The following is a 17,796-nucleotide window of genomic DNA, read 5'->3' on the forward strand; positions in this document are numbered from 1 at the left end:
TGTCCGCGTGACAGGCCAATACCAAGGCCACGACTATAAGCCGAACCGCGCACACGAGCCAGACCGGCGGGCGATTATCGGCTGCCGGTCTGGCCCCGGGCGAGGACTGCCGGTGAGGATTTCTCGACCGTCAGTTCCGTCAGTTGACCTTCGTGCTGGCGGCCAAGCCACCAGCCCAGCCAGCCCCACACGATGGCAAGTACCGCGCCCGCCAGCGCCACGGCAGCGGGGTGCCCGGACAAGGCGTCGATCGCCGTTTTCACCCAGGCGCTGACGGCATCGCCGGCACGATAGATCGCGGTATCGATGACATTCTTGGCCTTGTACTTCGTTTCCGGGTCGACCACCGTAAAGAGCATCTCCCGGCCGGGGCGCAGCATCGCGTACTCCCCGACGCGCCGCACGATCATGGCGGCCGCCAGCACGCCGAACGTGGGCCACATCGCCAGTAGCAGGAAGCCGCCGGTCACGGCCAGCGGCACGGCGGTCAGCAGGGCGGTCACGCCGTAGCGCCGCGCCACGCGTCCTGAAAAGAAGATCTGCACGAGGATCGTCAGCGCCTGCACGGTGGCGTCGAGCGCGCTGAATACCTGTGTCTGCTGCGCGCGCGAGTGGAAGGTGGCCGCCACCAGTCGTGCCTGTTCGAAGTAGAGGAACGTGCTCGATGTGGCCAGCAGGATCACGAACAGGCTGATACCGATGAGGTACCGGGAACGGAGGACCAGAGACAGGCCCGCCCAAAGTCCGCCGCCTACCGGTTGCGCGGGGTCCGGCGTCGAGGCCGTCTCGCTGCCGGGCTCGCCCGCGCCATACCTGCGTCGCCAGGCGAACAGGTAGCCGACCCCGGGCAGCGTCGCGGCCAGCAACGCGGCCGACAGCAACATCAGGCCAGTCAACCCGATGCGTCCCACGAGCCAGCCGCCGAGCACGGGTCCGGTGAGCCCGCCTGCGCTGGCACCCGCCGCGATGATTGCGAACAGTCGCTTGGCCTGTTCGGGCCGGAATACATCGGCCATCAGGCTCCACGCCACCGATACCACAAACAGGTTGAAGACCGAGATCCAGACATAGAACACGCGGGCCAGCCAGACGCTGTCGGGCAGGGCGCGGGTGACCAGCGCGAACGCCACGAGGTTGGCGATGAAGAATGCGTAGACCCACGGCACGAAGCGCCGGCGCGGCAGCCACTTGCAACATGCGCCGTAGAACGGAATGGCCACGAGCATCACCACGAACGTCGCGGTAAACAGCCACTGCAGATTCTGCACGCCGCCAGCGATGCCCATCGTCTCCCGCACGGGCCGAAGCATGAAGTAGCTCGCGAACAGGCAGAAGAAGAACAGGAAGGCCGCCACCACGGCCGGGGTTTCGCTCCGATCAATGCCAAGCAGTCCGCTGGGGCCGGCGGGATTGGGAGACAGGTCCGGAGTGTCCATGGCGAGGGCCGACGGTCAGGCCAGCAGTCAGGTCAGCAGTCAGGCCAGCGCCGCTGCGATGCGGGCGCGTTCGGGCGTATCGGGCATCCGCCCGAACGCGGCGCCAGCGTTGTCGAGCATATTGCGCGGATTGGAAGTGGCCGGGATGGCGGCGGTGACGGCAGGATGACTGACGATGAACTTCAGGAAGAGTTGCCCCCAGGACTCGCAGTCAACCTCGGCGGCCCAGTCTGGCACGGGCTTGCCCTTGACGGCCGCAAACAGGCGCCCGTCCTGGAATGGGCGGTTGATCAGCACAGCCACGCCGCGCTCCTGGCATAGCGGCAGCAACACGCGCTCGGCACCACGTTCGCCCAGTGAATAGTTGATCTGGACGAAGTCGAGCCTCTCGGCCCGCACGATCTGCGCGACGGCATCCTGCGCGTCTTCGCGATAGTGGGTGATGCCGATATACCGCGTCTTGCGCTGTTCCTTCCACTGCCGAAGCAGCTTCAGGTTGTCGCGCCAGTCGATCAGGTTGTGCACCTGCAGCAAATCGACTGCATCCGTATGCAGATCAGACAGCGAACTGGCGAACTGCGCTGGCGCACTGGCCGCGTTGGCTGAGATCTTGGTGGCCAGGAAGACGCGGCGCCGCGCGTCGGCGGCTTGCAGCAGGTCTCCGGTCACCGCTTCGGCGCTGCCATAGCTCGGCGCCGTATCGACAACGGCGCTTGGCAGGCGTTGCAGCAGCACGGACATGACTTCGGTCAGGGGCGCGCGTTCTTCGGTGCTCTTGCCGGTGTTGAACGTACGGGCCGTGCCCATGCCAATGACGGGCAATTGCACGGTTGAGCCCGGAATCTTGCGCCGCATCGGCGCGTCGACGGTTGCGGCGCTGGCGGTGTTGCCGAGCGTGAGGCCGGCTGGCAGCGCGGCCAGCGAGGCGGAGATTCCCAGAAAGGTGCGGCGGTCAATCGACATGGCGATGTCCCCGGCTGTCAGGTGCAACGACCTTAGCGCTTGTGGGGGGCGAAGTAAACCGGCGCCGGGTGCTGCGCGGGTCGCGCCCGATTGCAAAAATGCGGCGAGGCCTGAACAATCGGCGCCAACCTTCCCGAACCCGCGGTCATCCATAAAAAGGACCGGATTGTGATATCGAGCTTGCCTGGCGTGCTGTTCGATGGCGTGGCATACGGCAGCCTGCTGTTCCTCATCAGCATCGGGCTGTCCGTGACGATGGGGCTGATGAACTTCGTGAACCTGGCGCATGGCGCGTTCGCGATGCTTGGCGGCTACGTGGCGGTGGTGCTGATGAACCGGGCCGGGGTGCCGTTCCTGGCAGCATTGCCGCTGGCGTTCCTGGGCGCGGGCGCAGTTGGCTGGGTGCTTGAGCGGACGCTCTATCGCAGGCTGTACCGTGCCAGCCACCTGGACCAGGTGCTGTTCTCGATCGGCCTGACGTTCATGGCGATGGCGGGCGCGACGTGGCTATTCGGGCCGGGCCAGCAGCCCGTGGTATTGCCGGATTTCCTGATCGGGCAGATTCGCGTGGGCGGGGTCGACCTCGGCGCCTACCGCCTGTTCCTGATCGCGGTGGTGATCGTCATCACGCTGGCGCTTGGGTGGCTTGTTGCGCGTACCCGCTTCGGCGCGCAGGTGCGCGCGGCAGTCGATCATCAGCAGGCGGCGCGCGGGCTTGGCATCGACGTCGAACGCGTGTTCAGCCTGACCTTCGCGCTGGGATCGGGTCTGGCCGGACTTGGCGGTGGGCTGGGCATCGACGTGCTGGGCCTCGATCCGACCTTCCCACTCAAGTACATGGTGTATTTCCTGCTCGTGGTCGCCGTTGGCGGTGCCGGGAGTATTCGTGGCTCGCTGGTCGCCGCGATCGTGTTGGGCGTGGCGGACGTGGCAGGCAAGTACTACGTGCCCGAGATCGGCGCGTTCGTGATCTACGCGATGATGGTGCTGCTGCTGGTAGCGTTTCCGGCAGGTCTCTACGGGAGGCGCGCATGAAGACCCGTGTGCATCGTCTGCCCGATGGCCGCTGGCATCCGGCGGAGATCGTGTTCTGGCTGGTGCCGGTCGTGGCGTTCTTCTTGCTGCCCGACTACCTGATCCTCGGCAGCCAGATCCTGATCGTTGGACTCTTCGCGCTATCGCTCGATCTGATCCTGGGCTATGCGGGCATCGTGTCGCTGGGCCATGCGGCGTTCTTCGGCCTGGGCGCGTACGTGGCCGGTCTGCTTGGTGCGCATGGCTGGGGTGAGCCGCTCACGGGCTTGCTAGCCGCGGCAGCGGTGGCGGCGCTGGCCGGATGGCTGTGCAGTTTCCTCGTGATCCGGGGCGGCGATCTGACCCGGCTGATGGTGACGCTCGGCATCGGCCTGATGCTGTTCGAGGCGGCGAACAAGGCGGCATTTCTGACCGGTGGCGTTGACGGGCTGTCAGGCGTGACGATGAACAAGTTGCTTGGCATGTTCGAGTTCGACCTGTTCGGCAAGACCGCCTATGTCTACAGCCTGGCAGTGCTGTTCGTGATCTTCCTGCTGGTGCGAAGGCTGGTGGCGTCGCCATTCGGTCTGTCGCTGCGCGGCATTCGCGAGGGTGCGCGGCGTATGCCAGCGCTGGGGACCGACGTGCCCGCACGACTTCGGGCGGTCTTCACGGTGGCGGCGGCGATTGCCGGCGTGGCGGGCGGCTTGCTGGCCCAGACCACGCAGTTTGTCGGCATGGATGTGCTCGGCTTTCCGCGCTCGGCCGAATTGCTGGTGATGCTGGTGCTTGGTGGCACTGGGCGGCTTTACGGCGCGTTGGTTGGCGCGGCATTGTTCATGATCGCGCAAGACGTCCTGGCTGGTATCAACCCCGTGTACTGGCAATTCTGGGTCGGGTTGCTGCTGGTAGTGGTCGTGCTGTTCGCGAGAGGTGGCGTGATGGGGGCGCTGTCCGCGCTCGGCCGGCGCAGGCATCCGTCCGAGCCAGCGCGAAAGGAGGTCGACGCATGACCGCGATCCTGCGCACGGAAGGGCTGAGCAAATCGTGGGGCGCGTTCGCGGCGAACAGCGACGTCTCGATGACGTTCGAACCGGGGGCCCGCCATGCGCTGATCGGACCCAATGGGGCGGGCAAGACCACGTTCGTCAACCTGTTGACCGGGGCGCTGGCCCCGTCGGCAGGACGCATCTGGCTCGGCGAGCGCGACATCACCACGCTGCCGCAGCACGCGCGCGTGAAGCTGGGCATGACGCGCACATTCCAGATCAACACGCTGTTCCCCGGGCTGACGGTGCTCGAATCGGTCGTGGTGGCGGTCGCCGAACGCACGGGGGCGGGGCGCGTCTGGATGCGCACGGTGGCGTCGCAGGCCGCGCTCGTCGACGAGGCGATGGCAGTGCTGGCCATGCTCAGGCTCGAGGCCGACGCCGATGTCGAGACCCGGCAATTGCCCTATGGCAAACAGCGCCTGCTGGAGATGGCGCTCGCGCTGGCCACGCGGCCTTCGATCCTGCTGCTCGACGAGCCCGCCGCCGGCATTCCCGCCGGTGAGAGCGCAGAGTTATTCGCGGTGATTGCCGCGCTGCCCCGCGACATCACCATCGTTTTCATCGAGCACGATATGGACCTGGTGTTCCGCTTCGCCGAACGCATCACGGTGCTGGTGGCCGGGCGCGTGTTGATGGAAGGGACGCCGGCTGAAGTCTCCACCGATCCGAGAGTGCGTGAGGTCTATCTTGGGGAGGCCGCCCATGAGTGATCTGCTACGGCTGGAGGCCGTCAGCGCCGGGTATGGCGAGGCGACGGTGCTCGAGCAGATTGATCTGGCGCTGGGCGCCGGCGACAGCCTCGCGCTGCTGGGCCGTAACGGTGTGGGCAAGACGACGTTGCTGTCCACGCTGATGGGCTTCACGCGATTGCGTGGGGGCAAGCTGCTCTGGCAAGGGCGGGATCTGGCCAGGGTGCCGCCGCATCGCCGTGCCCAGAGCGGCATCGGTTGGGTGCCGCAGGAGCGCTGGGTCTTTCCCTCGCTGACCGTGGAGGAGCATCTCGGCGCGGTGGCCCGGCCCGGGCCATGGGATGTCCAGCGTGTGTATCGGACCTTTCCGAGGTTGGGTGAGCGCCGGCGTAATCTCGGCAACCAGTTGTCTGGCGGGGAGCAGCAGATGCTGGCCATTGGCCGGGCACTGATGGTCAACCCCGCCTTGTTGCTGCTGGACGAGCCGATGGAAGGGCTGGCCCCGGTCATCGTGCAGGAGTTGCAGCGCGTGATCGCGGGGCTGATCGCAGATGCGGGGATGGCTGTGATCGTGGTGGAGCAACACGCGCGGTTGGCCTTGGGCATGACCCGGCAGGCGATTGTTCTGGACCGGGGCCGAGTGGTGCACCGGTCGGATAGCGCCACACTGCTGGCCGACAAGGCGTTGCTGGATCGGCTGGTTTCGGTCCGATAGCCGAGGGGCGGGGCGTTCGCAGTAGCGCTCGGACGATTCCGAACGTTTTCGGAATCGTCTTATATCCGCGTGGTCTCCCGGCTTTGACAATGCATGGGTCGCTGCAAGGGTGGCGACGCGGGCCACACGCCCGCCTGAACGCTTTGTCGAAAGAAAGGAGTCACGCCATGCATCGCCACGATGTCTGCATCTTACTTGCCGTTCCGGTCTCCCTCCCCCTGGGGAGGCCGGGGCATGGATAAGCCGGTACCCGGAGCCGCTTCGCGCAAGCCCGCCGGCAAGCGGCAGGCCGGGCCACCAGGGCAACCCCATGCGGGCTTTCCTTCGCCGGATGTGATGGCGTTCCGGCAGTTGCAGCGCGTCGAAGGGGCAATGGGTGTGGTGACGGTTGCAGTCGAGCACGCCGCCGCGCCGGAGTTTTCGAATGAAGGGGCTGCGCTGATCCTGCGCATGTTGAGGCAGGAGGCAGCCAGGGCTCTCGAGGAGCTGTCGCCGTACTGATCGGCGCCGGGGCGGATTCACGGCCTGTGGTATCCGCTCCGCCAATGCCCGTCAGTGCATCCGATCCGATCTTGGGTTGCAGTTGGTAAGAGGATTTCTATCCATGGATGTTCGTACCATCGGTGTCGATGACCTCGACTTGATTTGCCAGCATCGGGAGGCGATGTTTCAGGAGGCAGGCTTTGCCCCTGGAACGCTGCGCACGATGACCGACCACTTTCGCGCCTGGCTGCGGCCACGCCTGGCGGATGGCAGCTACTTCGGCTTTCTGTTGACCGATGCGGGGCGGCCCGTAGCGGGTATCGGCCTGATGCTGGTCGACTGGCCACCGCATCCCGCGCATCCGACGCAGGATTGCCGTGGCTATGTCCTCAACGTCTATGTGGAGCCGACGCGCCGGCGCCGGGGGCTGGCGCAGCAGTTGATGGCGTTGGCCGAGGCGGAGTTCGCGCGACGCGGCGTGGAGTTTGCCGTTCTCCACGCTACCGAGGCAGGTCGACCGCTCTATCAACGGAGCGGCTGGAATCAGACTTCGGAGATGTCCAAGGTGATTACCCCACCCGCACCGTGATGGCACGGGCGCGCCAGCCACGCCGAGCGCCTTGGGGCTACTTTCCCGAGTCCTTCACGCCATCGAACTTGTCGAATTCGACGTTGTAGAGCTCGCCGTTCACCTTCTCTACCTTCCGGATATAGACCGTCTGGACCACGTCGCGGGTGGCGGGGTCAATCGTGATGGCGCCGCGCGGGCTCTGCAGCTTCATGCCCTTCAGCGCGCCAACGAGCTTGTCGCCGTCCGTCGCGCCGTTGGTCTTCTTCAGGGCGTCGTAGATGGCGGCCATGCCGTCGTATGCGGCCACGGCCATGAAGTTCGGGCGGCCGGCCCCTGGGTTGGCATCGGCAAAGGCCTTCAGGAACGCCTTGTTCTCCTTTGAATCATGCGCGGCCGAGTAGTGGAACGAAGTGATCACGCCCAACGTGGCATCGCCCATGGCCGGCAGCACGTGGTCGTCGGTCAGGTCGCCCGTGGCGATGACGCGGATACCGGCATCGGCCAGCCCACGTTCGCGGAAACCCTTCATGAACGCCACGCCCTGTTCGCCTGCAGGCAGGAACAGGAACACGGCCTCGGGTTTGGCATCCTTGATGCGCTGGATGAACGGGGCGAACTCGGGATTTCGCAGCGGCACGCGGATCGATTCGACAATCTGTCCGCCACCGCCCAGGAAGTTGGTCTTGAAGGCCGTTTCGGCGTCGATGCCAGGGGCGTAGTCTGCGACCAGCGTCACGACCTTGCGGATGTTATTGCGAACGGCCCACGTCGCCATCGGTGCCGAGATCTGCGGCAGCGTCATCGACACGCGGGTGATGTAGTTCGACTTGGTGGTGATGACCGACGACGCCGCATTGAAAATCACCATCGGCTTCTTCGCCTGCTCGGCGACCGGCGCAACGGCCAGTGCCTCGGGCGTCAGGCCGAAACCTGCCAGGATATCGACCTTGTCGCGCACCACCAGCTCCTGCGCCAGCCGCTTGGCCACCTCGGGAACCGGACCCGTGGTGTCCTTCATGATGACCTCGATCTTGCGGCCCGCCACGACGTCGCCGTTCAGCTTCTGCCAGGCCTTGATGCCGCCTTCCATCTGCTTGCCGTAGTCGGCAAAGCTGCCAGAAAACGGGGCGATCAGGCCGATCTTGACCGGATCGGCCGCAAGGGTGAGGAGGGGGTACGTGAGGACGGCGAAGGCGCTGCACGCCGTGATGGCACGCCGCATCGGACTGAACGTCATGAGAGTCTCCCGGAAGTGCAGCATCGGACGGCTGCATCGAACAGGGAGTGTAGGAGGGGTGGGGGCTTTGTGCTACCCCGGGTTTTCTCCCCCGCCCGCCGGGCGGAACAGGGGAGAAAACACCGTCGCGAAGCCTCAGGTCACCGTCGCCAGTCCCAGCGTCAGTAGCAACGCCACGACCGAAATGATCGTTTCGGCGACCGACCAGGTCTTGAAGGTCTGGGTCACGGTCATGTTGAAGTACTCCTTGACCAGCCAGAAGCCGCCGTCGTTGACGTGCGACAGGATCAGCGAACCGGCGCCGGTCGTCAGCACCAGCAGTTCGGGGCGCGTGCCCGGCACGCTGGCGGCGATCGGGGCGACGATGCCGGCGGCGGTGGTCATGGCCACGGTGGCCGAGCCGGTGGCGATGCGGATCATCACGGCCACCAGCCAGCCCAATACCAGCACCGAGACGTTTGCGTGGGTGGCCACGTCGACGATGGCGGTGGAGATGCCGGAGTCGCGCAGGATGCGGCCGAAGCCACCGCCGGCACCCACCACGAGGACGATGATGGCGGTCGGTGCCACGCACTCGTTGGTGAACTTCAGGATGGCATCGCGACCGAAGCCGCGGGCCTTGCCGAAGGTATAGAAGCTGACCAGCGCGGCGATCAGCAGTGCCATGACCGAGTTGCCGATCAGCTTGAGGAAGTCGTTGGCGAAGGTCTTCGGCGTGGCAATCAGGTCCGCCCAGCTACCAATCAGCATCAGAATCACCGGCAGCAGGATCGTGAAGATGGTGATGCCGAAGCCCGGCAATTGGCGCGTGCCCTTGATGTTCTCGGCTTCTTCGGTGAACTGCGCGGCCAGCGGGTTGACCTCGGGCAGTTTCACGTGGCGGTCGATCAGCTTGGCGAACAGCGGGCCAGCGATGGCGGCTGTCGGGACACCGACGATCAGCGCGTACATGATCGTCTTGCCCATGTCAGCGCCGTAGGCCTGCACAGCCAGCAGCGCGGCAGGGTGCGGCGGAATCAGCCCGTGCACCACCGAGAGGCCGGCGACCATCGGGATGCCAACCAGCACCATCGAGGTATTGGTGCGCTTGGCCACGTTGAAGGCGATCGGCACGAGAAGCACGAAGCCCACCTCGAAGAACACTGGCAGGCCGACGATGAAGGCGATGACCACCATCGCCCAGTGCACGTTTTTCTCGCCGAAGAAGTCGATCAGCGTCAGCGCGATGCGCTCGGCGCCGCCCGATTCGGCCATCATCTTGCCAAGCATCGTGCCGAGCCCGATCACGAGCGCGATATGCCCGAGCGTGCCGCCCACACCCGCTTCGAACGACTTGATGATGTCGCCCATCGGCATCCCCACGGCGAAGCCCAGCGCCACCGAGACCACCACGAGCGTGATGAATGGGTTCAGTTTGAATTTGGCGATCAGGATCACCAGCGCGATCACGGCGATCAGCGCATAGACCAAGAGCGTGGTTCCGGTAACGGCACCCATGTCGTCTCCTTTTTGCGGGTGCCGTCGGTCCGGACGGTCCGCTTCCGCGTGTGAAAAAGCCGCTATGCCTTGTGTCGCGTAGCGGCGGGTTGAGAAAGCTGAAAAAGCAGAAAAGCTTAGAAGCTAAGAGCTATGAAGCTGTGGCCTTGGCTCGGCTGGCTCGCCGACCACGCCCACGCCGGCCGGGTTCAGGCCGCCGGTTTCTTGTAAGCGATGCAGTCCACTTCGACCTTGCAGTCGACCACCATGCTCGATTGCACGCAGGCCCGGGCCGGCGGATTGGCGCCGAAGTATTCCTTGAAGATCTTGTTGAACGACGTGAAGTCGCGGGCATCGTCCAGCCAGACGCCGCAGCGAACCACATGCTCCGGGCCGTAGCCGGCCTCCGCCAGGATGGCCATGACGTTCTGGATGGCCTGGTGGCTCTGCGCGACGATGCCGCCGTCGATGACTTCGCCGTTGACCATCGGTACCTGGCCTGACACGTAGAGCCAGCCATCCGCTTGCACGGCCCGTGCGAACGGCATGTGCGAGCCGCCCTGGCCGGTGCCACCTTCGACGCCGAATCGTTTGATATCCATGGAAACTCCTGTTTTCAGTGTTGTTGCTGGGGGCCGCGTGGCAGGAAGCGGCCGGCGCGTACGCCGGTGGCGGCGCGTTGCCGCCAGGTCAGTTCGCCGTTGACCCAGACGGCCGCAATGCCTTCGGCCGGTTGCTGTGGATCGGTGAAGCTCGCCGCGTCGCGGATCGTGGCGGCGTCGAACAGAACGAGATCGGCCCAGTAGCCTTCGCGCACGAAGCCGCGACCGGTCAGGCCGAAGCGCTCGGCCGACATGCCCGTCATCTTGTTGACGGCCACCGCGAGCGGGAACAGTTCGCGATCGCGCGCGTAGTGACCCAGCACGCGTGGAAATGCGCCCCATAGGCGCGGATGCGGCTGCGGATCGTTGGGTAGCCCGTCGGACCCAACTACGGTGGCCGGATGGCTCAGGATGCGATCGACGTCCGCATCCTCCATGCAGTGATAGACAGCGCCGGCGGGCTGCAGGCGCCGTGCCGCCTCAAGCAGGTCGACGTTCCACTCGGCGGCGATATCGGCCAGCAGCCGGCCCCCCATCGTGGGATGTGGCTCGGACCAGGTGACCTGGATGTCGAAGTCGCTGGTGACCTGCTTGAGATCGAGTGTCGACGAACTGGCGGTGTACGGATAGCAGTCGCAGCCAACCGGTTGCCAACGTTCCGCGCCTTCGAGCGCGGCGAGCACCTCGCCGCTACGGCCCCAGTTCGACACGCCCGCGCATTTCAGGTGCGAGATCACCACCGGCACGCGCGCGTGGCGGCCGATGCGGAAGGCTTCATCCATCGCGTCCAGAATCTCCGCGAACTCGCTGCGCAAGTGGGTGGCGTAGATCGCGCCTGCCTTGGCCAGCGGTTCGGCCAGCGCCAGCACTTCATCGGTGGGAGCGTGGAATGCGTTGGCATATGCCAGGCCGGTGGAAAGCCCAAGCGCGCCATGATCCAGGGCTTCCTGAAGCTGGTCGCGCATTGCGGCGGTCTCGGCCTCGGTCGCGGGCCTGTCCAGCCGATCCATATGATTGCTGCGCAGCGCGGTATGGCCGACCAGTGCGGCCACGTTCACGGCTGGTTGCGCGGCGTTGACGGCAGCCACGTACGTTTTGAAGTCGGGGTAGCGAAAGGCGTCGGCGCGGCCCAGCAGGTTCATCGGGTCGGGTGGATCACCGGCCAGCGTGACAGGCGCGGCGCTGATGCCGCAGTTGCCGACGACCACGGTGGTCACGCCTTGCGAGATCTTCGGTGTCATCGCCGGCTCACGCACGACATTGGTGTCGTCGTGCGTATGGACATCGATAAACCCGGGGGAAAGCACCAGACCGTGACCTTCCACGACGTTCGACGCGGAATCGGGGTCGATCGCGCCAGGCTCGTCGATGCGGGCGATGCGGCCATCGCGGATCGCCACGTCGGCCAGGCGCGCCGCGGCGCCCGAGCCATCGAGCAGCAGCACGCAGCGGATCAGGGTATCGAACAGGTGTGGCATCGTCAGTCTCCGAGCGGCTGGCGGCTGTCTGGCCCGTCACTATCCTGGCTGACGCCACGGTGGGCATCCAGCACGTATTTCAGCCGGCGCAGCTTTTCCTTGCTTTGCTCCTGTTGCAGCAGCGCAAAGCGGGTGGCCAGTACGTCCAGCACCATCAGCATCGCGTAGCGCGAGGCCGACGGCTTGAAGATGAAATCCGTTTCCAGCGTCCGCACGGGCAGGAGCACGTCGGCGCGCGCGGCCAGCGGCGAGCCAAGCGCGGTCACGGCAATCAGCCGCGCGCCATACTCGCGCGCGATGTCGCAACTGGCGAGTATCTCCGGCACGCTGCCGCTGGCCGAGAACGCCAGTACCACGTCATCGCGTGTCAGCGTTGCGGCGACCATCTTCTGCAGCAGTGCGTCGTGATACGTGGCCACCGGGTGCCCCAATCGCGCCAGCCGATACCGCGCCTCGTCGGCCATGAAGGTCGAGCCTCCACCCATGCCAAAAGCGTAGACCATGCGTGCGTTGAGTAACAGGCGCGCGGCAATGTCGATCCGCTCGGGATCGATCAACTTTCGGTTGACTTCGAGCGTGGTGAGAACGTCGCCGTGGATGCGCTCGGCCAGGGCGGCCGGCGCGTCGGTATCGACCGGGCCCGGCGCCGGTTGCAGGAAACGCGATCCCACTGCCGTGGCTTGTGCCAGGCGCAGCTTCAGGTCGCGGACGTCACGGCAACCGATGGCTTTTGCAAAGCGCGTGACACTTGCCTCGCTGACCGCCGCCTTGCGCGCCAGTTCGTTGATGCTGGCCGCCGCGGCCCCGGCAAGATCCTCAAGAATCACCTGCGCCACTTTCTGCTCGGCCAGTCGCAATGACGGGCCACGCTCGGCGATGCGGGTCAGGATATCGAAGGGCGCAGTCATGGCGTACGGTGGGTGGGCGGGCCCCGTCGGTTACCTCTGCCGACGAAGCATGTTACTTTCTAACAAGGATGAAATATCGTAGTTTCAAGGCTATCATTACGTCAATTGAATTTTGACGGGGTGATGTCAGTCATGCGTGAAACAAAGTACCAGACCGGTATGATCGATCCGCTGAACAAGGCGATGGGGCGTCTGGACGCGCCACTCACGCCGTCCGAGGCGGGGCAGCCGGGCTGGCGTCTGCTGGCTGAAGAGCTCAGTCTCCCGGCCGCAGTGCTCTATGAAGACCGTCTGACGCACAACCTGCAGTGGATGCGCAATTTCATGGGCGCGTACGGCGTGCAACTGGCACCGCATGGCAAGACGACGATGGCGCCGAAACTGTTCGCGCGTCAGCTTGCCGAGGGCGCGTGGGGCATCACGTTGGCCACTGCGCACCAGACCGCGGCGGCAGCCGCGCACGGCGTCAAGCGCGTGCTGATGGCCAATCAGCTAGTGGGGCGGCGCAATATGGAGATCGTTGCCGATCTGCTGGCTGCCGACCCGTCATTCGAGTTCTTCTCGCTGGTCGATTCGGCCGCGCTCGTCGACCAGCTTGGCGCATTCTTCCACGCGCGTGGTCAGACGCTGCAGGTGCTGCTGGAACTGGGCGTGGAGGGCGGCCGGACCGGTGTGCGTGATGCCGCGCAGCAGTCGGACGTGCTCGATGCGCTGGCACGCTGGCCGAACGCCCTGAAGCTGGCCGGCGTCGAGATCTATGAAGGCGTGTTGCAACAGGAAGCCGATATCCGCAAGCTTCTGCAGCGCACGGTGGCCGTAACGCGCGAACTGGCCAAGGCGGGGCGGTTCGGACGCAGCCCGGTGGTGATGTCCGGCGCGGGCTCGGCATGGTACGACGTGGTGGCCGAAGAGTTCGCTCGCACCGATATCGGGATGCCGATCGATATTGTGCTGCGTCCCGGGTGCTACCTGACGCACGACGTCGGCGTCTATCGAGCGGCGCAGGAACGCATCCTGGCGAGCAATCCGGTGGCGCAGAAGATGCGGGAGGGCCTGCTGCCCGCGCTGCAGCTCTGGGCCTATGTGCAGTCGATTCCCGAGCCAAACCGCGCCATCATCGGCATGGGCAAGCGGGATGCCGCGTTCGATGCGGGCATGCCGATACCGGCGCAGATGTTTCGTCCGGGTGCGGCCGGCCCTGTTGCCACGCCCGCGCGCTGGAAAGTGACGGGCATGATGGATCAGCACGCCTATCTGGAAATCGAGGCTGGCGATGACATCCGCGTCGGCGATATGATTGCCTTCGATATCTCGCATCCTTGCCTGACCTTCGACAAGTGGCGCCATATTCCTGTGCTGGACAGCCAGTTCCAGGTCATCGACATTGTTCAGACGTTCTTCTGACCCCGGTGTCAGTCCCCGTGGCCAGACCGAATGGAATGAAGAGGAGATGAAGCCGAGATGAGTATCGATATCCTTGCCTATGGCGAACCGCTGATCGAGTTCAACCAGCAGCCCGACGATCCGTCGCGTTACCTGCAGGGCTTTGGCGGCGATACCTCCAATTTCTGCATTGCCGCCGCGCGCCAGGGCGCGACCACGGGCTACATCACCGCCGTAGGCGCCGACAGCTTCGGCGAGCGGTTGCTGGCGTTGTGGACGCGGGAACGTGTCGATACCCGACATGTGGTGGTCAATGCCTCTGCGCCCACCGGGGTCTATTTCGTCTCCCACGACAACCACGGCCATCGCTTCGACTATCTGCGCGAGCGTTCCGCGGCCAGCCGCTATCACCATGAGCAGTTGCCGCTGGCGACCATTGCGCAGGCGCGCTTTCTGCATCTCTCCGGTATCAGCCTGGCAATCAGCACCAGCGCCTGTGATGCAGGACTGGCGGCGATGGAACATGCGCGCAAGGCCGGGGCGAAAGTATCGCTCGACACGAATCTGCGATTGCGGCTCTGGTCGCTGGCCCGTGCGCGAGGCATCATGCGCGAGGCATTTTCCCTGACCGACATCTGCCTGCCGAGCTGGGACGACATCACGATCCTGACCGGGCTCGATGACCGCGATGCGATCGTCGACTATCTGCTGGATTGCGGTGTGGAACTGGTTGCGCTGAAGCTCGGAGAGGAAGGCAGTTACATTGCCACGCAGGAATCTCGCGCGCTGGTGGCGCCGTTCCCCGTGCGTCCGGTCGATGCCACTGGCGCGGGCGACTGCTTCGGCGGCAGCTTCATCGCGCGGCTGGCTGCGGACGCTGATCCGTTCGATGCGGCACGCTATGCCAACATCGCCGCTGCGTTGTCGACCACGGGCTACGGGGCCGTGGCGCCCATCCCCCATGCCGAAACCGTGCGGGCCCGGCTGGAGCAGGGCGTCACCGTGATTGCCTGACGCATTCGGCAACAGCCTTGTCCCGTTTCACGACAATTCGGCCCCTCGCACCAACGCACCAATTTATCGAAGGACCGTCATGCCCATCCAAGCTTCCCCTCTGCTCGAACGCCTGACCAACGTGCCGGTGATTCCGGTGCTCGAATACCACTCTGTCGACGATGCGCTGCATATCAGCGAGGCCTTGGTGGCCGGAGGCCTGCCGCTGCTTGAGATCACGTTGCGCACACCTGTGGCATTACAAGCGATGGAAGCCGTCGCCAAGGCCCTGCCGCAAGCAGTCGTTGGCGCTGGAACTGTCCTGACGACTGACCAACTCCAGGCCGTGCGTGATGCTGGCGCGCAGTTCGCGGTGTCGCCCGGGCTGACGCAGAAGCTGGCCGATGGCGCTCAAGGTGCAGGTATTTCGCTGCTGCCGGGCGTGGCGACGGCGAGCGAGGCGATGTTCGCGCTCGAAGCGGGCTTTTCGTTCCTGAAGTTCTTCCCGGCGGAGGCAGCCGGGGGCGTGCAGATGCTGAAATCGCTGCACGGACCGTTCTCTCAGCTCAAGTTCTGCCCGACTGGAGGTATCGATCTGGCGAAAGCGCCCAATTATCTGGCCTTGCCCAACGTTGTGTGCGTAGGCGGTTCGTGGGTGGTGCCGAAGGATGCGATTGCGGCGAAGGATTGGGGGCGAATCCGCAAGCTGGCCGAAGAGGCGGCTCAGTTGCGGAAGGTCTGAGCCTGAGGGCAGTCGTCGATAGGATGCGGCACTGGCAAGCCGCAACAGGAAAAAGAAAAGGGGCGCACGAGCGCCCCTTTTTCATGCATCAGTTGGACTACCTGAGCGCTCAGCCGTCTTACTTGCGCTCGGCCGAATTCTCAAGCTTTTGACCGCCCTTCTGAATGTCCTGGCCAAGTCCCGCCATGGTATTGCAGCCTGCCAGCAATGTGGCGACCAGTACGCACCAGATCCATCCTTTCTTCACGAGGGGCTCCTTTCAGGGATAGTAATCAACGGGCACATTTTATCGCCGCGCCGATACTTGTCGATGCAGGATATGTGCCAAAGTGTAAGTCCATCAATACTGCAAATGATGTGATCCGCGCGTTGCGCCGTACCATCGTGCCGGTTAGACCAAATTGGTTGGACGAAGGAGTTGGCGAGCGCGTTCAGCCACGGCAGCGTGGGTCTGCACCAGCCATTGCGCGGGAAAGGGCTGCGCCAACAGATAGCCTTGCACGCCATCGCAACCCCAATCGCGTACGGCCTCGAGTTGAGCGCGAGTTTCCACACCCCGGGCATGGACTGCCACGCCCCGCGACCTGGCGAACACACATGCCGCGCGCAACAACGAGGCAGCATCGCGCGCCTGCGCCGAACTACCCAGATGCCGTGCATCGAGCATCACCATGTCGGGTGCGACCAATGCCAGCGCGTGCCGGCTGACCTGGTCATCCGTGAAATCGGAGAGGGAAATCTGGATGCCGCAGTCATGCAGTCGTGCGGCTTTCTGCGTGGCATCGGCAACTGCCCCGATGCACTGGACCGGCACCTCCACGCAGAGACGGTCCGGGGAGATACCGGATGTTTCCACAGCGCGCTGCAGCATGGTGATCGCATCGTCGGCCAGGAGCTGCGGGCTGGACGCCAGCAGCGTGAACTGGACCTTTGCCACATGTTTGGATTCCTGGATCAATTGCAGCAGTTGCTGCACCAGCCAGTGGCCGACCTCGCGCATCATGCCGAGCGCTTCGACGGCTGGCAGGAAGTCCTGCGGCGAAATACGCCCAAGCACTGGGTGATGCCAGCGTAAACGCACTGTATAGGCGGCAATCTCCGCTGTGTCGAATAGCGCACGAGGCTGCAACTGCAGGCTGAACTCGCCGCGTGAAACGGCCTCGGGCAGGGCCGCCAGCAGAGTCACCATGCGCGGGGTAACGGGCTGACTGGCATTGGCAATGCCACCACCGCCACGTCGGTTGATCTGTAGCATCGCATCGAACGCCTGCTGCAGATTGCGTTCGGTGGCGCTTTCCGGGCTATCGATGGCAGTGCCGATGCTGCACGAGAGGAATAATTCGAATCCGTCGACCGAGTAGGGGAGCCGCAGCGCCGTCGCAATGCTTTGGCTCAGTTCGGCCATCTCTTCAGTGGTTGCCGGCAGCAGGCAGGCGATGCCAAGGTCGGCCGGACTTAGCCAGTGCATCACGGCGGGCATGACGCCGACACCGGCTATGCGGGATTTGACCTCAGCCCGCAGCAGGCGGGTGCGCCGGCTGCCGATCGTTTCGCAGGCAAACTGAAAACGGTCCAGGCGGACGATCACGATCGCCAGCGGGTGTGCGGTTCCAATCTCGGCGCGATGCCCGGCAAGCGCTGCCAGAAAGGCGGCGGGTTGGGACTCGGACAGCGCAGGCTCGCGGTCGTGGTCGTCCCCCCAAGGCGCGTCTTTGGCTTCAGAGTCCATCGAATACGTTTGCTGGCAGCAAGTTCATGTTAGGCAATAGCCGCCGGCGATACCGCGACTGCGTTCCGTCCTGATGTTCTCTTGCCCGGCGCGCTCCGGTGGTGCGGCAGGGTCTATTGGGTGTGCGCGGCCGCACTACCTATGCACGGCTGGTCAGATAATACGGCAGGAACCTGCGAGATCGTAATTCGACGATGCTGGCACAGGCATATCGTCGCAGCGAAAGTTGATCTTGAGCAATATCGGGATTGCCCGGCTGTCGCGTATCTTGAACACGGCAGTGGCGAGCGATTAACACACTTGGTTTGGATCAAAAGAAAACGGA

The 17,796-nt window shown here is 64.7% G+C and carries 18 protein-coding genes; 9 read left to right on the forward strand and 9 right to left on the reverse strand.

Annotation, left to right across the window (positions count from 1 at the left end; all coding sequences use genetic code 11):
* Positions 1–74: 74 nt before the first annotated feature.
* A complete protein-coding gene (locus K6G35_RS25485; protein ID WP_186425169.1) occupies positions 75–1,436 on the reverse strand; it encodes an NTP/NDP exchange transporter in 1,362 nt (453 codons plus the stop codon).
* A 39-nt stretch (positions 1,437–1,475) separates the two neighbouring features.
* Positions 1,476–2,399: an aldo/keto reductase gene (locus tag K6G35_RS25490; RefSeq protein WP_495676535.1), complete on the reverse strand. Its 924-nt coding sequence runs from the start codon at positions 2,397–2,399 to the stop codon at positions 1,476–1,478.
* Between the two features lie 171 nt (positions 2,400–2,570).
* On the opposite strand from K6G35_RS25490, the gene K6G35_RS25495 reads away from it, so the two are divergent.
* From K6G35_RS25495 to K6G35_RS25520, 6 genes are all read left to right on the forward strand, one after another.
* Entirely contained in the window at positions 2,571–3,434 is an 864-nt protein-coding gene (locus tag K6G35_RS25495) for a branched-chain amino acid ABC transporter permease (RefSeq protein WP_495677133.1), read from the forward strand.
* Complete coding sequence (locus K6G35_RS25500) at positions 3,431–4,426, forward strand: branched-chain amino acid ABC transporter permease (protein ID WP_035883687.1); 996 nt, start codon at positions 3,431–3,433, stop codon at positions 4,424–4,426. The genes K6G35_RS25495 and K6G35_RS25500 overlap by 4 nt, the downstream gene beginning before the upstream one ends.
* The gene (locus K6G35_RS25505; protein ID WP_186425171.1) at positions 4,423–5,175 is read left to right on the forward strand and encodes an ABC transporter ATP-binding protein; all 753 of its coding nucleotides are present in this window, start codon (positions 4,423–4,425) and stop codon (positions 5,173–5,175) included. The genes K6G35_RS25500 and K6G35_RS25505 overlap by 4 nt, the downstream gene beginning before the upstream one ends.
* Positions 5,168–5,869 (forward strand): ABC transporter ATP-binding protein, encoded by a 702-nt coding sequence (locus tag K6G35_RS25510; protein WP_008651221.1) that lies wholly within the window; start codon positions 5,168–5,170, stop codon positions 5,867–5,869. Before K6G35_RS25505 ends, K6G35_RS25510 begins: the two co-directional genes overlap by 8 nt.
* Before the next feature lie 234 nt (positions 5,870–6,103).
* On the forward strand, positions 6,104–6,370 hold the full coding sequence (locus K6G35_RS25515; protein WP_152564903.1) for a hypothetical protein: 267 nt from the start codon (positions 6,104–6,106) through the stop codon (positions 6,368–6,370).
* 103 nt (positions 6,371–6,473) lie between these two features.
* Positions 6,474–6,941, forward strand: coding sequence for a GNAT family N-acetyltransferase (locus K6G35_RS25520; protein ID WP_495676536.1), 468 nt, complete (start codon positions 6,474–6,476; stop codon positions 6,939–6,941).
* A 37-nt stretch (positions 6,942–6,978) separates the two neighbouring features.
* Here K6G35_RS25520 and K6G35_RS25525 read toward each other — a convergent pair whose 3' ends face one another.
* From K6G35_RS25525 to K6G35_RS25545, 5 genes are all read right to left on the reverse strand, one after another.
* Complete coding sequence (locus K6G35_RS25525) at positions 6,979–8,160, reverse strand: ABC transporter substrate-binding protein (protein ID WP_186425172.1); 1,182 nt, start codon at positions 8,158–8,160, stop codon at positions 6,979–6,981.
* A gap of 135 nt (positions 8,161–8,295) precedes the next feature.
* Entirely contained in the window at positions 8,296–9,657 is a 1,362-nt protein-coding gene (locus K6G35_RS25530; protein ID WP_035883681.1) for a GntP family permease, read from the reverse strand.
* Between the two features lie 188 nt (positions 9,658–9,845).
* On the reverse strand, positions 9,846–10,238 hold the full coding sequence (locus K6G35_RS25535) for a RidA family protein (protein WP_008651227.1): 393 nt from the start codon (positions 10,236–10,238) through the stop codon (positions 9,846–9,848).
* A 14-nt stretch (positions 10,239–10,252) separates the two neighbouring features.
* Positions 10,253–11,716, reverse strand: a complete 1,464-nt coding sequence (locus K6G35_RS25540; protein WP_495676537.1) for an N-acyl-D-amino-acid deacylase family protein — start codon at positions 11,714–11,716, stop codon at positions 10,253–10,255.
* 2 nt (positions 11,717–11,718) lie between these two features.
* Complete coding sequence (locus K6G35_RS25545; protein ID WP_008651229.1) at positions 11,719–12,624, reverse strand: MurR/RpiR family transcriptional regulator; 906 nt, start codon at positions 12,622–12,624, stop codon at positions 11,719–11,721.
* Positions 12,625–12,756: 132 nt separating this feature from the next.
* On the opposite strand from K6G35_RS25545, the gene K6G35_RS25550 reads away from it, so the two are divergent.
* From K6G35_RS25550 to K6G35_RS25560, 3 genes are all read left to right on the forward strand, one after another.
* Positions 12,757–14,028 carry an amino acid deaminase gene (locus K6G35_RS25550; RefSeq protein WP_008651231.1) on the forward strand — a complete coding sequence of 424 codons (1,272 nt, stop codon included), beginning with the start codon at positions 12,757–12,759 and terminating at the stop codon, positions 14,026–14,028.
* Between the two features lie 57 nt (positions 14,029–14,085).
* A complete protein-coding gene (locus K6G35_RS25555; protein WP_008651232.1) occupies positions 14,086–15,021 on the forward strand; it encodes a sugar kinase in 936 nt (311 codons plus the stop codon).
* A gap of 79 nt (positions 15,022–15,100) precedes the next feature.
* Positions 15,101–15,742, forward strand: a complete 642-nt coding sequence (locus K6G35_RS25560) for a bifunctional 4-hydroxy-2-oxoglutarate aldolase/2-dehydro-3-deoxy-phosphogluconate aldolase (RefSeq protein ID WP_008651234.1) — start codon at positions 15,101–15,103, stop codon at positions 15,740–15,742.
* 118 nt (positions 15,743–15,860) lie between these two features.
* Here K6G35_RS25560 and K6G35_RS25565 read toward each other — a convergent pair whose 3' ends face one another.
* Together K6G35_RS25565 and K6G35_RS25570 are read right to left on the reverse strand one after the other, a co-directional pair.
* On the reverse strand, positions 15,861–15,989 hold the full coding sequence (locus K6G35_RS25565) for an entericidin A/B family lipoprotein (RefSeq protein WP_008651235.1): 129 nt from the start codon (positions 15,987–15,989) through the stop codon (positions 15,861–15,863).
* A gap of 144 nt (positions 15,990–16,133) precedes the next feature.
* Entirely contained in the window at positions 16,134–17,471 is a 1,338-nt protein-coding gene (locus K6G35_RS25570; RefSeq protein WP_008651236.1) for an EAL domain-containing protein, read from the reverse strand.
* Positions 17,472–17,796 lie beyond the last annotated feature (325 nt).

This window comes from Cupriavidus sp. HY129, from assembly GCF_059492215.1.

Coding starts and splice junctions, on each gene's coding strand:
- K6G35_RS25535 (WP_008651227.1), bottom strand. CDS start 10,238: ATGGATATCAAACGATTCGGCGTCGAAGGTGGCACCGGCCAGGGCGGC.
- K6G35_RS25505 (WP_186425171.1), top strand. CDS start 4,423: ATGACCGCGATCCTGCGCACGGAAGGGCTGAGCAAATCGTGGGGCGCG.
- K6G35_RS25520 (WP_495676536.1), top strand. CDS start 6,474: ATGGATGTTCGTACCATCGGTGTCGATGACCTCGACTTGATTTGCCAG.
- K6G35_RS25540 (WP_495676537.1), bottom strand. CDS start 11,716: ATGCCACACCTGTTCGATACCCTGATCCGCTGCGTGCTGCTGCTCGAT.
- K6G35_RS25560 (WP_008651234.1), top strand. CDS start 15,101: ATGCCCATCCAAGCTTCCCCTCTGCTCGAACGCCTGACCAACGTGCCG.
- K6G35_RS25500 (WP_035883687.1), top strand. CDS start 3,431: ATGAAGACCCGTGTGCATCGTCTGCCCGATGGCCGCTGGCATCCGGCG.
- K6G35_RS25530 (WP_035883681.1), bottom strand. CDS start 9,657: ATGGGTGCCGTTACCGGAACCACGCTCTTGGTCTATGCGCTGATCGCC.
- K6G35_RS25550 (WP_008651231.1), top strand. CDS start 12,757: ATGCGTGAAACAAAGTACCAGACCGGTATGATCGATCCGCTGAACAAG.
- K6G35_RS25510 (WP_008651221.1), top strand. CDS start 5,168: ATGAGTGATCTGCTACGGCTGGAGGCCGTCAGCGCCGGGTATGGCGAG.
- K6G35_RS25525 (WP_186425172.1), bottom strand. CDS start 8,160: ATGACGTTCAGTCCGATGCGGCGTGCCATCACGGCGTGCAGCGCCTTC.
- K6G35_RS25485 (WP_186425169.1), bottom strand. CDS start 1,436: ATGGACACTCCGGACCTGTCTCCCAATCCCGCCGGCCCCAGCGGACTG.
- K6G35_RS25555 (WP_008651232.1), top strand. CDS start 14,086: ATGAGTATCGATATCCTTGCCTATGGCGAACCGCTGATCGAGTTCAAC.
- K6G35_RS25490 (WP_495676535.1), bottom strand. CDS start 2,399: ATGTCGATTGACCGCCGCACCTTTCTGGGAATCTCCGCCTCGCTGGCC.
- K6G35_RS25545 (WP_008651229.1), bottom strand. CDS start 12,624: ATGACTGCGCCCTTCGATATCCTGACCCGCATCGCCGAGCGTGGCCCG.
- K6G35_RS25515 (WP_152564903.1), top strand. CDS start 6,104: ATGGATAAGCCGGTACCCGGAGCCGCTTCGCGCAAGCCCGCCGGCAAG.
- K6G35_RS25570 (WP_008651236.1), bottom strand. CDS start 17,471: ATGGACTCTGAAGCCAAAGACGCGCCTTGGGGGGACGACCACGACCGC.